The 14,605-nt window shown below is 69.2% G+C and carries 5 protein-coding genes and 2 pseudogenes; 2 read left to right on the plus strand and 5 right to left on the minus strand.

The annotated features are described in order from the left end of the window. Positions 1-16: 16 nt before the first annotated feature. The gene (locus ACWD5Q_RS30120; RefSeq protein WP_451430226.1) at positions 17-1,594 is read right to left on the minus strand and encodes an alpha/beta hydrolase; all 1,578 of its coding nucleotides are present in this window, start codon (positions 1,592-1,594) and stop codon (positions 17-19) included. 145 nt (positions 1,595-1,739) lie between these two features. Next, positions 1,740-2,671: pseudogene (locus ACWD5Q_RS30125) on the minus strand (radical SAM protein); the annotation flags it as partial. A 369-nt stretch (positions 2,672-3,040) separates the two neighbouring features. Here ACWD5Q_RS30125 and ACWD5Q_RS30130 point away from each other — a divergent pair. Continuing rightward, entirely contained in the window at positions 3,041-9,313 is a 6,273-nt protein-coding gene (locus ACWD5Q_RS30130) for an AAA family ATPase (protein ID WP_451430227.1), read from the plus strand. Beyond that, a complete protein-coding gene (locus ACWD5Q_RS30135) occupies positions 9,219-10,055 on the plus strand; it encodes a hypothetical protein (protein WP_451430228.1) in 837 nt (278 codons plus the stop codon). The genes ACWD5Q_RS30130 and ACWD5Q_RS30135 overlap by 95 nt, the downstream gene beginning before the upstream one ends. A gap of 240 nt (positions 10,056-10,295) precedes the next feature. Here ACWD5Q_RS30135 and ACWD5Q_RS30140 read toward each other — a convergent pair. The 3 genes and pseudogenes from ACWD5Q_RS30140 to ACWD5Q_RS30150 all read right to left on the minus strand — a co-directional run. Beyond that, a pseudogene (locus ACWD5Q_RS30140) lies at positions 10,296-10,568 on the minus strand (integrase core domain-containing protein); the annotation flags it as partial. Between the two features lie 434 nt (positions 10,569-11,002). Beyond that, entirely contained in the window at positions 11,003-12,652 is a 1,650-nt protein-coding gene (locus ACWD5Q_RS30145; protein WP_451430229.1) for a zinc finger domain-containing protein, read from the minus strand. A gap of 874 nt (positions 12,653-13,526) precedes the next feature. Further along, positions 13,527-14,474, minus strand: a complete 948-nt coding sequence (locus ACWD5Q_RS30150) for a Shedu immune nuclease family protein (protein ID WP_451430230.1) — start codon at positions 14,472-14,474, stop codon at positions 13,527-13,529. Positions 14,475-14,605: the final 131 nt, after the last annotated feature.

Below are 14,605 nucleotides of genomic sequence, written 5' to 3' on the forward strand. Positions count from 1 at the left end.
GGGCCGGACGGACCGCTCAGCCGCGGAAGCCGAGCAGGCCGTGCAGCGTCGAACCCCGTTCGGAGGCGCCGGCCCCCTTGGCCGCCGTCGGCTCCGGATCGGGCAACGTGGGGCACACCGCGTCGATCCCGCCACCGCCACGCGGCACCGTGCCGTCGGTGAGATACGCCGCGAGGTACCGGTCGAGGCAGGAGTTCCCGCTCAGCGAGATGCCGTGGTTGCCGCCGCCCTGCTCCACCACCAGGCTGGAGCCGCGCAGCAGATGATGGACCGTCACTCCGCCGTGGTAGGGGGTGGCGGCGTCGTCGGTCGCCTGGAACAGCAGCGTCGGCGGCAGCGCGTCGTTGGCCACGTTCACCGGCCGCAGCGCGGCCGTCGGCCAGAAGGCGCACGGCGCGTTGTACCAGGTGTTGTTCCAGGCCATGAACGGCGCCTTGTCGTACACCGCCCAGGTGTCCTTGCGCCACTGCTCCCAGCCGCGCGGCCAGGAGGTGTCACGGCACTGCACCGCGGCGTAGATGCTGTAGCCGTTGTCGCCCGAGGCGCCGACCTCGCCCAGAGTCCGGTAGGCGTCGACCAGCGGCCCGGGGTTCCCGTCGTTCGCATAGGCCGCGAACGCGGTGGCCAGACGCGGCCAGTAGCCGTTGTAGTAGCCGCCCGGCATGTAGGTGTCCTCCAGCTCGGAGGCGCCCACCGTGTTCTGGGCGGGACTCTTGGCCAGCGCCGCCCGCATCGCGTACCACTTGGCCTCGACCACGGCCGGATCGGTGCCCAGCCGGTAGGTGCTGTCGTGCCGGGCGACCCACGCCAGGAACGCCAGATGACGGTCGTTGAACGCGTAGTCCTGCTGGATGTTGTCGTCGTACCAGACGCCCGTGGGGTCGACGATGGAGTCGAGCACCAGATGGCGCACCCGCTGCGGGAAGAGCTTCGCGTAGACGGCGCCCAGGTAGGTGCCGTAGGAGTAGCCGAAGTAGCTCACCTTCTCGGCCCCGAGCGCCTGCCGGATCGTGTCCAGGTCTTGGGCGGCGCTGACCGTGTTGATGTAGGGCAGCACGCCCGCGTACTTCAGGGCACAGTCCCGGGCGAAGCCGGCGGCGCGGTCGAGGTTGGCCGACTCCAGCGCAGGGGTGCTGGGCACCGAGTCCGGGCGCACCGGGTCGAAGTGGCCGGGGCGGCAGTTCAGGGCCGGCTCGCTCTTTCCCACCCCCCGCGGGTCGAAGCCGATGACGTCGTACTGCGCCGCCACCGCCTTGGGCAGTGCGGACGCGACGAAGGCGGCGAGCTTCAGACCGCTGCCGCCGGGACCGCCCGGGTTGACCAGCAGCGGCCCCTGAGATGTCTTCGCGGTGTGCGGGACGCGCGACAGCGCCACCGTGATCTGTCGTCCGCGCGGGTTGGCGTAGTCGAGCGGCACCGTCACGGACGCGCACTGGAGCGTCGGATGCGTGGCGGTGGCGCAGTTCTTCCAAGTGGGTTCGGCCGCTTGCACGGTGTCCGCGGCGCGTGGCGGGCTCGCGTCGGCCGGGACCGCGGTGAGCATCCCGGCCATCATGACGGCGGCACCGCACAGCACGGCTGCGCCTTTTCTCATCTCAGTCCTCCCAGGACGGAGGGGGTGGACCACGGCTGTCAGGTCCTCGCCGCATGGTCCCGGAAAGGACAGCCCGGAAGGGCATGTTCTGGCGCCACTTGACCCGATTGGGTAGCGGGAAGCCCTCGGATGCCCGGCGACGCGGTCACAGGAGGGAGAGTTGGGTCGGCCCGGTCATGGCCTGCTCGGCCAGGGCGGGCCCGGTCGGCGTGGGGACGGGCGTCGGGGGCTCGGGTCGCCGGATCCTGCGCGGCAGCCCCGCGGGCGTGGGCCCGATGCCGTACTCCCGTGCCAGTTCGTGCACCTGACGGGTGATCCGGCGCTGGTACCACTTCGGGGCGTACGCGCCCTCCGCGTACAACCGCTCGTAACGGCGTACGAGCCAGGGGTGCCGGTGCTCCAGCCAGGCCATGAACCACTCGCGGGCGCCCGGGCGCAGATGCAGTACCAGCGGGGTCACCGAGGTGGCCCCGGCGGCGGCGATCGCCCGTACGGTGGTGCGCAGTTGGGCCGGGTCGTCGCCGAGGAAGGGGATCACCGGGGCCATCAGCACACCGCAGTCGATGCCGTGCTCGCTCAGGGTGCGCACCACGTCCAGACGGCGCTCCGGTGCCGGGGTGCCCGGTTCGACGGTGCGCCACAGCTCCTGGTCGACGAAGCCGACGGAGACGGAGATACCGACGTCGGTGACCTCCGACGCCTGCTTGAGCAGGTCGAGGTCGCGCAGGATCAGGGTGCCCTTGGTGAGGATGGAGAACGGGTTCGCGTGGTCGCGCAGGGCCGAGATGATGCCCGGCATCAGCCGGTAGCGGCCCTCGGCGCGCTGGTAGCAGTCGACGTTGGTGCCCATCGCGATGTGCTCGCCGTGCCAGCGGCGCGAACCGAGGTGGGCGCGCAACAGCTCCGGGGCGTTGACCTTCACCACGATCTGGGTGTCGAAGCCGAGTCCCGTGTCGAGGTCCAGGTAGCTGTGCGTCTTGCGGGCGAAGCAGTACACGCAACTCTTGCGCGTCTCTCAGAGCCCTGAGGATGTCGATCTCCTCGAAAACGAGGAGAAGTCCATTCCTGCGGTCCCCGACGATCGCTTCGTCCGATTGCTCGGTGATCCCGGACATGGTGAACAGCAGAGCCATAACAGTGCCGTCGAGACGGCCCAGGCAGCTGCGGACCGCATCTACGACCCGGGGGGACATGAGGACGCACGCGGCGTCGATCTGACCCTGCGAGTCCGGGGCGGTCTGCTGCCAGTGACGCAGCTCCTCTCTCAGGTCGCGGTGGTGGTGAGCGGACCCCACCTCTGCTTCTCGCCGCTGTTGTGCCCGGCGTCCGCCGTGCGCTCCCGGTCATGGCTGATCCGTGTCAGCTTCGGCTGCTCTTGTTGCGTCCGGGTTGCGGTCTGACCGGAGTAGGTTGTGGCGTGTCGTCGGTGGTGCGGGAGGAGTGCGGGTGGGCGCGACCGAATCCAATGCTGGGGATGATTTCCACTTCTGGTGGACGGCTGGGCGGGCTCTTGAGCTCGTTTCCCCTGGCACGGAGCTTGGGCTTGTCACGGTCGAGGGCCTTGCTGTTGTCGACGACCCGGACGAGCACTACGAGACGGTCGATGTCGCGGAGTATTTCGGAGGGCGTGACGTAGCGAGCGCGGACCGGATTGTGCTGTCGCAGTTGAAGTACAGCACCCGGCACGCGGGGACTGCGTGGACGGCTGCCCGCCTGTGCCAGAAGCGGGTCAAGAAGGCGGAGGGGAAGCCGGACTCGGAACGGTCGGTGATCGCTGATCTCGTGGCCGCGTACACGCGTCTTCGGGACGACCGTGGTGACCAGGCACTGGGCAAGGCCCGGATTGCGCTGGTGAGCAACTGTCCCGGAGATCCCCTGCTGCTGGAGAGCGTGCGAGCAGCGGCGCAGTGGACGGCCGGGCAGACCGCCCCGACCAGGGCGGCTTTGAAGGCCGCCCTTCCGCCCGACCAGGGCGCAGTGATCGGCACGCTGGCCGACACCATCGGGCAGCGTCTGAAGAGCGCTGAGTTCTGCCGCTTCCTGCAGCTCCTGGACCTGTCGACGACCGGGACGATGGACCGGACCGGGCTCGCGCGGGCGGTGAAGTCGGGAGCGAGCGTGCTGACGCCCGGGCACGGCCTGGACTCGGCGAACCGGCTCTTCGACCTGGTCCGTCAGCAGGCGTTGCCGGGTTCGAGCCGGGGCGGCGTCACCGCCCAGGATGTGCTGGCGACGCTGGGTGTCGCCGATCTGCTCGACCTCTATCCGGCGCCGTCACGCCTGGAGCCGCTCCAGAACCCGCTGCCGACGGTGGGCGCCGAGGCCATCGCCGCGGCGGTCACGGCCGACATCGGCAGGCTGACCGTCGCGCACGGTGACGCAGGCGTCGGGAAGACCACGGCGATGAGGCAGATCGGGGACCACCTTCCGGACGGCTCGCAGGTGGTGCTGTTCGACTGCTACGGGGCGGGCGAGTACCTCAGCGCGGGGGAGGAACGGCACACCCCCAGACGGTTCGTCACCCAGGTCGTGAACGAGGTGGCGCAGCGTTGCGGCACCCCTTTGCTGGTGCAGGCCCCGGCCGACGAAGGGGAACTGTGGCGCAGGCTGAGCCGCACACTCGAGCAGGCCGTCACGACTCTTCCCGACGGCGCGGTGCTGGTCTTGGCGGTGGACGCGGCGGACAACAGCGCGGTCGCAGCCAGGGAGCGCGACGAGCGGAGCTTCCTTACGGACCTGGTCCGGCTGTCGCTGCCTGGACGTGTGTCCGTGGTCCTGTCCGCGCGATCCCACCGCGTCCCTTCACTCGGGGCCGACGGCGCCGCGCAGGTGCTGCTGCCGCCGTTCAGGGCCGAGACGTCGGCCGCGCATCTGCGCCGCTACCAGCCCGGCGCCGTCGACGAGGAGTGCCTGGACTTCCACGGTCGTAGCGGCGGCAATCCCAGGGCGCAGAACTACACCCTGGAGCAGGCCCGCACCGAAGCATGGGACATGGCGACGCTGCTGGAGAAGAGCGAGCGGACTCCTCAGCAGATGTTTGAGGTGCTGCTCGCGTCGGGGCTGCAGGCCGGCGGCTCGGATGCGGGCGGAGAGAGGTGGCTCGCGTTTCTGCTGGCGTTGGCCCGCCCGGTCAGCATGGCCACCCTGGCGACCGCGCTGGATGTGCCCATCGAAAAGGTGACCGCGTTCGCGAAGGGACTGGCTCCCGGCATCAGGCTCGTCGGGGAGCGGATCCAGTTCCGAGACGAGGACTTCGAGACGTTCGTCCGCGGCCGCGTGGACGACGAGGCGGTCGTCGAGGCGCACGGCCGCCTGGCCGACCTGTTCCTTGAGCAGCGTGCGACCAGCGCGGACGCCGCGGCGCATATCGCCACCCATCTCTACCTGGCGAAGCGGCTGACGGAACTGGTCGGCCTGGTCCTGACCGAGGACTCCCCGGCCGGGATCGCCGATGGATTCCGCCGCGAACAGGTCCAGATGGAGCGGTTGCGCCTGGCCGCGCTGGCGGTTGCCGAGACCGGATCGGCGTCAGACGCGGTCCGGCTTGCCGCGCGGGGATGCGACACCGCATCGCGCTCCAAAAGCCTGTCGGAGCTGGTCGACTCCCACATGGATCTGGTGGCCCAGTATGCCGACGTGGACCTGCTACAGGCCTACGCCCCCCGGCACGGCGATACCCAGTGGCTGGGCCCGGTGTGGATGCGGCTCGCGGGCGTGCTGTCACGTGACCCGCAGCGGGAGGCCGAGACGAGGAACGCCCTGGACAAGGCCGGTGCCTGGGTGCGGCGCTGGATGGATTCCCAGGACAAGGAAGGAAGATCCTGGAAGGTCGACGCCGACGACGTAGCGGCCGCCGCGGAGGCACGCTACCGGCTCGATGGCATGCAGGCCGCGATCCGCATGCTGCGGCTGTGGCGGCCAGCCTCCTTCGTCACGGAGGTGACGGAACGTCTCGCGGCCAGGCTCGCCGGGGAACTGGACGCCCAGGAGGCATACAACGCCCTGACCCAGCACCGCGTGCCTGCGTATGCCCAGGCGCCGGTGCTGGCCCATCTCGGCAGCGCGGCGTCTCCGCCTCCCACGAAATGGGTGGACGAGGTCACGGCCGCCCTCACCCGTGTGCCGGCCACTGAGCCTCACCCGCCATGGCACCGGAAGCTCCTCGATGTCGCCCTGCGCTTCGGTGACCGTCAATCCGCGCTGGCCCTGGCCGAGCATTGGGCAGGTGAACTCCCCGCATTCCAGTGGGCGTTCAACTCACCGTCGGGCCCGGCAACGATCACCCTCTACAGCCACGCCGCGTCTGCCGCCCTGAGCGACACCCAGACGGACGCCGAACAACTGCTCCCCGCCTCCCTGCAACCACCCGCTCAGGGCACCGGCCACAACTACGACCCGCACACCGGCGAACGCGAAGGCTGGGTGAAGCGGGTCGACCCGCTGATCACCGCTGACCTACTCCACGTTCGGGCCGTCCTGGGCCAGGCCCAAGCCGGTGAGGTGGAGGCGTTTTGCACGGCTGGTCTGCAGACGCGCACCAAACTCACCACATACCGCTGGTTCACCTATGACCGAGAGTTCCGCGCCTGGGCGACAATGGTGGCCTACGCCGCCATCGAGACGGGTGCCCCCGCGGGCATCATCGACCACTTGGCAGACGCGGCCCCCGGGCTGCTGCGCGATGGGGCACCCACCCTGTGGCTGGACCTGGCGGACATGCTGGCCGAGCGCGGAGCCCATCCGAACACGGCAGCCGACCTGTGCCTCAAGGCAGCCCAGGCCGCGCGCGACGACGGGTATGACGCCGCGGAGCGCCTGGAGCTTCTGGCCCGGAGCGCTGCTATCGCGGGCACCCTGCACGCGGACCTCGGCCGAAACCTGTTCGACCAGGCCGTCGACGCGGCCGCCGGCATCAACGACGAGTCTGCCCGGCTGCTCAGCGTCTACGCCGACCTGGCGCAGCGCGCCGACCTGTCCGCGCCGGACCGCGCCCTAACAGCCTCACGTCTGGTCGCGGCCGTGGAAGCCGTCACCCCGCACGTCACCGACGCCGGTGTCATCCCGTACGAGGAGGTGCTGAAGACCACGGCCGGCCTCGACTGCTGCCTGGGTCTGGCCACGGCGAGCCGCTGGGACGACGAGGACCGCATCGCACTCGCACGGGCCTTGCCGGCCGCACTCGAAGGGGCTGTCGCCGCGGGAGCGCTGCCTGGCGGGCAAGCACTCGCCCTCGACCACTTGATCGACGACGACGCTCGGCGCCTCGCCTTCCAGATCACCGTGGCACGGCATCTCGCCTCCGCAGGGTCGGCGAGTCGCCGTGCGACCGCGCGGACAGCTTTGGTCCGCGCCGCCACCTGGCTGCGGCTCCGAGTCCCCGTCCGATCACAAACCCGGCTCGCTTCGCAGCTGCTCAGTGCGGCTCGGTCCCTCGACCAGGCTGCGGCCGTCCAACCAGAACTCGAACCGGTCATCGCTCTGACTCCGCAGGGCCGAGCCGATGAATCAGAGGGGGTCTCGGCCACCCGGATCGGGGACACCGAGGCCTTCCCCGGCGAGGGGGCGCCCGCGGCGTCGGTGTCCGAGGCCAGTTGGCGCACGCTCGCCCCGGATATCGAAGCCATGGGAACAGCTGCGCCGTACGGTGACGCGCTGGTGCAGCACCTCACCCGTGTCGTTGAAGCCGCGCCGATGACCGAGCGCTTGTCTGCCCTCGACGCAGCCGTGCCCCTGGCCTCCACCAACGCGCCGGCCGTGATCGAGGCCCTGGCCGGCCTCGTCGAGCAGTGGCGGACATGGCCGGGCGTCGAAACGTGGGCCACGACCACTGTGACCGCCCTCCTCGCAGAGCATCTGCCTGACCTGGTCTGGACGTACGATCCCCCACGCCTGGCAGGGCAGTTGCGCAGCCTCGGCGACGACGCCACGATCCGCAGCGCGATCATGCGCGCACTGCCGCGTGCGCAGACGCGCCTGACCGCCTTCGGCTGGCAGACCGTCGCCGTCGTGCTCGGTCGCCTGTGCGAACCCGCTGCCGCAGCTGACGCCCTCACCGGCCTTCTATCCCCGTACCCTGCCATCACCCCGGCACATCACGAGCCGGGCGAGAGGGACGACAGTCCGCTGCCCGCACTGCTGTGGAGCGCCTTCGGCCATCCCCGGCGTGAGATCCGGTGGCGGGCTGCGCACGCGACGAGGGAACTGCTCAGCCACCAAGACCACGCCACGGCACGGCCGCTGGCCGCGGCCCTTGTCGCCTGCTTGGACCGCGCCGATGCCGCCCCCTACCGGGCACCGGCCCTGCACTTCTACCGGCTCTCGGCTGTCACGGGTCTGCTCACCGCCCTGCACCGGGTCGCCCGTGACAAGCCTGCGCTGATGCGAGAGCACCTCGCGGCCTTCGTCCGGCACGCCACCAGCGCCGACCTACCGCACGCGCAGATCCGCGAACTCGCGCGACGTACCGCCCTTGCCCTGGCGGCTCCTGACGACCCTTCCCGTGACCAGCTCGAGGCCGTGAACAGCCCCGATCGCTGCAGCATCGACCGGACCCTCAATCACGAGCACAGCGGCGGCCTCAGCGATGCCGACGGCCGCTACCGCTTCGATGCGATCGACACCGTCCCCTACTGGTTCCGGCCGCTCGCAATGGCCTTTAACCTCCCCGCCGACAGGATCGCACGCAAGGCCGAGACCTGGATCCTGGACAAGTGGGGCCTGAGCGAGAAGGACTGGTGGACCGACACGCGTGAACTCCGCAGCGAGCGGGTCTCGGCCCGCATGGGCCACCGCCACGGCTCCATCCCACCGGAGGAGAGTCTGCGGCTCTACTTGGAGTACCACTCCATGCTGGCCGCGGCCGGCGAACTCGTCGACGAGCGCCATCCCCTGCTGATCGAGAAATGGACCGAGAACGAGAATCCCTGGGACGAGTGGCTGGCTCGGCACGTGCTGCCCGATGGACCATGGCTGGCCGACCTCAGCGAGCCCGCGCCCGCACAGCCCTACGTGTTCCTCGGTTCCGGCCCGGACGACAGCGCCTGGGCCGCCCCCCAGCTCACGGACAGCGAGGAGATCTTCGGCCTGGTGCACGACGACCTGCCCCCGTCCGTGCTCGTCGCCGCCTCCATGAACACCACGTGGGCAGGCGGCTCCGAGAACGTCTACGTCGCCTCGGCACTCGTGCGCCCTGACCGCGCAGAGGACCTCCAACGAGCCCTGGCCGCAGCGACGGAGCCCTGGGACTGGAAACTCCCCGACGAGGACGAAACCGCGCACGAGGTCGACCACGGGCTCTTCGAGCTTCGCGGCTGGCTGCGCGACCCCGCCTCACGACCCGAGAACCTCGACGAGCACGACCCCTACGCACAGGAGCTGCGCGCCGAAGGCCCTTTGCCCGGACACGCCTTCCGACGGCAGACCCACGCACACCCGGACCAGGACGGCGTCCGGCTCCTCGCAGCAGACCAGACCGTTCTCGCCCAGTGGACGCAGTGGTCGGACGGCGACCCTGACGACAGCCGCGCAGGCAGGACAACCAACGGATCACGCGTCCACGTGACCCGCGACGCGCTCCTGAAGTACCTCTCGACCACTGGATACAGCTTCATCGTGGAGGTCCAAATTGGACGACGCCGCAACAGAACAGCTGCCCGACCCGACGACCGCCGAAGCTGGCTCTACCTCATCCACGCAGACGGCCGGGCAACAGTGCACTGATCCGCTCGCCGACCTCGGCGAGCGGATCCTCGCGGAACTCGGTGAAGAACGCACCAACAACACGCTCATCCGCTGGCTCAGCCATCACACCGCCCGGCTTATGCAGGCCGCCGACGATGCCGCCCGCGCCGGCGACGTCGGCGCTCCCGCACGGGCGGAGGAGGCCAGGACCGCCATCCTGCAACTGTGGCAGGCCCGTGCCGCCTGGCCCGAAGGCTGGCCACCGCCAAGGGCCGCCGCCTTGGCCAAGACCCTGGCCGGCATCCCCGAGGTGTCGGCGGACACCTGGCCCGGCCAGTCAATTCCCGCACGCCTCAGCGTCGTGCACCAGGTGATCCTCGCCGCGTTCACTGACGATGCCGCGGCGAGCGCTCCCGACGGCAACGAGGAGGCCTGGCTCAATGCCTCCGGGGAACACCTCACGGACGCCGAGACCCTGATCCTGCGGCGAGCCGCCGACGCATTGCAGCACATCGAAGCCCTCGGCAAACTGGCAACACTCATTGAGCAGTTCAACGCCACGAAGACCGGCGAACCGAGCGGTCCGCCCGCGGACGAGGTCATGCAGCACCCCCTGGTACGGCTCGCCGACACCTACCGAAAGATCATCATCGACCGCGTCGCACGAACAGCCCCTCCCGCACAAGCCGACCGAGCGGCCGACCCGGCGCACGGCACCGATGAACCAGCTGAACAGACGAACGTCGGCGAGTCGACTGCCGACGACGGTGGCAATCCCTGAGCAGCGGCAGGCCCTGGGCGCCGAGCAGTTGCCCGGCGGCCTGCATCACGTGGCCGCGCTGCACCGCCACAGGCTCTCGGCGCGAGCCGTCCCAACACCCACAGGAGACGGGAAGTAGAGCCAGACGGTCCGCCATGGACACTTCCTCAGCCCACCAGGACTTTGAAGAAGCAGAGCGGCTGAGCACCGCCGTGGGGTCCTGGCCGACGGGGGCTTCCACTGAAGCGTGGACACCGTTTGCTATGCGGCAGCGGCCAGCGTAACTGATCGCCGTTCGAAGGCGATCGGGCTGATCTGACCGAGGGCGGAGTGCCTCCTTCTCGTGTTGTACCGAGTGATCCATCGGAACACCGCAAGGCGAGCTTCACGGGTTCTTGGCCAGTGTTTTCTTCTCTGCAGGGTCTCCCGTTTCAGGCTTGATCCTTCGCTCGACAGTAGCGAGCCGTGGACAGCCGACCTACTGGAGAACACCCTGGTGCGACCGCGGACCAGCGCCGCCGACGCAAATCCGGCCACCTAGCCGAGCGCCCAGACCGTCCGCACCGTCCTGCACGAGGCGCCCGGCTCCTTGACCACGACCAACCGGGACCGGGAGACACTCGGGACCCTGGTCCAACATCTGGCCGAAATGGGAGACCAACCCCGCCGGAGTAAGGCGGATGCAGTACGGGACGGGCTGGCGCCCCGCCAACAGGTCTTGCAGCTCACCGCCCACCCCACAACTCTGTCCGAACGGGGCGGCCCCTTCGACCTCTTTCAATGCCGGGTCAACCCCCTCGGGACAACTCGTCGAGACCGAATAGGCCTGAGCACGGCCGGGCAGCAGTGCCACCAGCAGCAACTCGACCAGCCCACCGAGCCAGGGCCGCCCGCCCCCCTTCGGGCGGCCCCCCGTGCACCTCTGGCTCAAGCTGCGTCTTCCGCGGATGCATGGTGCGGTCGTCCTGTCACCTCTTCGGTGGGGGCTTTCGGAGTCGCGTGTTCTCCTTGGCCAGTTCGACTCGTTTGCGGTGCGGCCCGGCCGGGCTTGCACAGGGCGCGTTGTAGCCTCTGCCGCAGTCCGGGCAAGTGACGTCGTACACCCGCCACGGCCGTGGGATTGCCTTCTGTTTGGCCTTCCGTGCGTCCACGATGGGCTGCAGCCGTTCCGGGTGGGGGAACGTACGTGCCTTGCCGGCGTCGCTGTCGTCGACCAGGAGGCAGGACTTTCCCTGGTCCGCGCCGCAGCGCGGACAGTTCCTCCCCGTCCAGTACCGGCGCGCCACCGTGTTGTGCAGCGACGGCTGTAGGCCGTCCGCCGCGCGCTGACGCCAGACGGCAGCACGTCGTGTCTGGTCCGCAGAGAGGCGATCCCCTGCCTTGTCCGCGGCCCGGATGAGAGCCTCCACCTGGGACTGGACGTCCCGTGTGTACGCGTCGTGCCCGCGCAGGGCTTTGAGCAGGTTCCGGACACGGCCGACGGCTTCCACTACGGCCCGTTCAGTGGCAGCCTCCGCCTCCGCCACCTTCAGTACGCCCCGGTCAAGGCTGGCGTAGAAGGTGGCCGCGCGCTCCGCAGCAGCCTCCTCAGCCGCCGTTCGACCATGCGACGCCGTAGCGTTGACGCGGATCAGCAGCCTGCGGACGTCGCCGGGCTTGCCGAAGGCCACCGCTCGCTCCAGGCGGGCGAACAGCTGGCGCCGGGCTTCGTCCTGCTCCTCCAGCCATATGTGCGCGTGGCGCACGGCGGCCTCCAACTGGCCCTGGACTTCTGCGCTTACCCCGGTCAGTTCGGCGATCTCACCGCACACCTGCGTCACGATGACCACGGATTCGATCCGGCGCGCGTACAGCAGTCGGCGCAGCATTCCCTGCGCCCGGCCGTCCGGCTCCGGTACTTTCCGCGGCTTGCCGGGCGACCACCTCGACGGGCCTGGGGTGCTGTGGGACTGGACGATGCGTTCGACTGCCGGCGTGGAGAGGCCGCGTTCCGTCATCTCGCACTCGTCCAGGCCGAACCATTCGGTGGGCCTCGCGAACGCCTCCGTGCCGATCGTTACCCGGCGGGCGGTGCCCTCGCTGTCGAGGCGGATGCGATGCACGTACCAGCGGCTGATCAGAATGTCCCGGTCCACTGGCACCGACACCCCGAGCACCGGTTCCCGCTCGCCGTCCCACACCGGAGCGACGGTCTGGTCCAGGTGTACGCGCAGCCCCCGGTCCTTGAACTGGATGTCTACGACGGAGCCGACCGGGACACCACCGGGACGGCTGAAGTCGAAGCTGGCCCGCTCGCCCCGGTCATGCAGCCATGCGGCGGCGGCCGCCTTCACGTACAGATGGTCGGCGCTGGCCACGCCCCGCGATCGGCGCCGACATTCGTGGAGTTGCCCGTCGGGGTCCGGGCGGTGGGCGAAGTGGCAGGCCCTGTCGGTATACAGCTTGGTGGTGAGCCGTCCGCCGCAGCCTCCGAGCAGCAGCCCGCACCAGAAGGTGTCGTGCTCGTGCCGACGGCGGAAGGCATCCAGTTCGAACGCCTCCAGGGGCAGCAGCAGCGGCTCCTCCGAGTCCGCACTGCCCAGGACCGCCGTCTGGATCTGCCGCCTGTCACCCTGCACGAAGTCGACCTTTCCTCGCGACTCGTCCTGGCAACTCATTTTGTCAGCAGCAGCGTTGGCATTACAGACGACCGACGTGCACACACGTCCGTCGCACCGCGGTGCGAGAGCCGTGCTGGCCGTCGGCCTTTTCGATCTCTGCCTTCCGCGGCGTTGAGGGGTTGAGCCGCGCCACAGGAGCGGGTGCAACTGTGAGCCGGAGACCGCCGAGTACGACCGGCTCCGCGGCGCCGTCGGCGCCGTCATTGCAGCGCCAGTGGCCGACGAGATTGCGCACATCCGTACGATCAACACCGCGACGGGGGCCGACGACGTCGGCGAGAGCGGCGCGACCGCCGTGTTGGACGCACCGTGGGCCTGGCAGCGGTCCCAGCTTCCTGTTCCTGTCGCGGATGTTGCCCCTCGCGTGAAGGCCGGTCATCGGAATCCCGTTGGGGCTAGCCCGCCGCCCACGAGGACAGCTCACGCCCTACTGCCCGGCGGGCACGCCACCCCATCAGCGGTCTGGCCTCCCGGCCGACCAGCAGGGGCACGGTCTGACCTCAGAAGTCACGTGCTTCAGGCGATGAAAGTGCTCACCTGCTGGCGGCTACGGCACCGAGTCTCTACGACCCGGCAAGTCCCATTAGGCGATGCCGAGTAGGTCGAGCGGCCTGTTGAAGGGGTCGTGGCCGCCGCGGTCCGGGCTCTGGGCCTGAGCTGGGGGTGCTTCAGTCGAGCTACGGCTGACGGCGAGCGGTCCCCGCGTGATCGAGGTCAACGGTCGGCCGGCGGGTCGCCCGAGACGCTCGCTGACGGCTGGCGAGGGGGAGCAGCCAGCCGGGATGTTCGGACTGGCTGCTCTCAGCTCGGGAGTTTCCCGCTCGGTCGTGCTTCATCTGTCCTGCACGATGAAGCAGGCCCGTTCGTAGAGCTCGTCGAACGTGATGACTTCGACATCCTGGATGGATCGCCTGTACTGCTCGAAGGAAGTCATCTTCTCGGGGTTCGCCGCGCCGCCGTCGGTGAACTCGTTGAGGCTTCCGATCACGAGCACCTGTCGCGGGCGGACGGTGGAGACCTCGATGCCGGTCGGGGCACCGTCGTCCCGGAACTGCCTATGCAGTTGACCGCTGACCAGTTGTTGGGCCTTGTAGGCGGTCTTCTGTACCTGTGCCACGGCGCCGACGACTTCCTTGGAGACCTGATAGACGTCCGGCGCCCGGTACGGTGCGCTGGCCAGCAGGGATGTCAGATGGGTCTTGATCTCGCAGAACAGCAGGCTGCTGATGAAGCCCCTGGAACGCATGACGGCGTCACTGCGCTTTCCTGCCCCCGCGAAGATGTTCGCGCCGGTCGTGATGCGCTCCAGCTTGCCGTCGTCGTAGGGGCCACAGGCAACGAAGGTGAGACCGTATCCGAAGATCCAGGAATTCTTTTCGAAGAAGCCCTGCCAGACCGCTTCCGGTCCGGCCACCTGAGCGCGCTCCTGCTGGAAGAACTCCGGGTCGTTCAACAACCGTTCGAACCTTTGGAGTTGGGCTTTGCGGTTGCTGATCAGTCGGATGTCCTCTTCCGTGAGGGCGCCGCCGACGGCGGCTCTGACGGCTTCGAGGAGTGTTGTGCGGTCCTGGTCGGCCAGGAGGCGAGCCAACTCTGCTTCGTCGCCGACGACCAGCCGCAGGCTGCTGTCAGGGATGTCCAGCCCGACGCAGCTTTCGAGGAAGCGGATGACCTTCCAGAAGCTCTCGTGGGCATCACTTGCGTCGACGAGTGCCTTGACGATCTGAGCTTGAGATAAAACCTCTGGGCTCGTCCAAGAAGGCGTTCGAGTCCCCCACATGGGCAAATGCCTGACGAGGTGACGGCTACGTCGTCATCCTCGGGTTGTGACACCAACGAAGAGCGACGTAGCCGTCGCCCCCAGTGTGCCCGATGGTGGCGGCCGCCATGCGGCGCTGCGTGAACTCAAGG

The organism is Streptomyces sp. NPDC002513 (assembly GCF_053595355.1).

Bases quoted from the DNA above. Each gene is read 5' to 3' on its own strand.
- ACWD5Q_RS30120 (WP_451430226.1), bottom strand. From the start codon at position 1,594: ATGAGAAAAGGCGCAGCCGTGCTGTGCGGTGCCGCCGTCATGATGGCC.
- ACWD5Q_RS30150 (WP_451430230.1), bottom strand. From the start codon at position 14,474: ATGTGGGGGACTCGAACGCCTTCTTGGACGAGCCCAGAGGTTTTATCT.